Genomic DNA, 566 nt, shown 5'->3' with positions numbered 1-566 from the left:
CCCACCGACTCCAGATGCTCGGCCGGCCCGATCCCCGAAAGCATCAGCAGCTTCGGCGAATCGATCGCCCCGGCCGAGAGGATCACCTCGCGGGCCGCGTGCAGCGTGGTGGTGCGCCCGAACGCCCCGTCGACCACGTCCACCCCGGTGCAGCGCTTGCCCGCATCGAAGTTCAGCTTCCGCGCCTGCAGCCCGGTGAGCAGCGTGAAGTTCTCCCGCTCCATAATCGGATGGATATAGGAGACCGAGGAGGAGGACCGGGTGCCATCGGCACGCCGGTTGATCTGGAAGAAGTTCGCCCCGTTGAGCACCGTCTCATCGTTGTTGAACTTCGCCCGCGGAATCCCGGCCTGCGCGCAGGCCTCCAGCAGCACCACCCCGCACGGATCGGTGCCCGGCACATTCATCAGGTGCACCGGCCCCGAATCCCCATGGTGCGGGGCCTCCGGCCCGGCGTCCTCATTGCGCTCCAGCTGCTGATACAGCCGGTAGGCCATCGCCGAATTCCAGCCGGTGGCCCCGAACTTCGATTCCCATTCGTCCAGGTCCTCGCGCGGCGCCCAGAA

The 566-nt window shown here is 67.3% G+C and carries 1 protein-coding gene; it reads right to left on the bottom strand.

The genetic code is table 11. The features are described 5' to 3' along the window. Positions 1-566, bottom strand: a 566-nt coding sequence (locus ACT3UQ_RS19740) for a GMC family oxidoreductase N-terminal domain-containing protein (RefSeq protein ID WP_444637824.1), incomplete at both ends; no start/stop codon positions are given.

The organism is Glutamicibacter sp. AOP12-B1-11 (genome assembly GCF_052379245.1).
Taxonomy (GTDB): domain Bacteria; phylum Actinomycetota; class Actinomycetes; order Actinomycetales; family Micrococcaceae; genus Glutamicibacter.
Note: the sequence above shows the minus strand (reverse complement) of the source record. Positions and strands in the feature narration are given on the sequence as shown.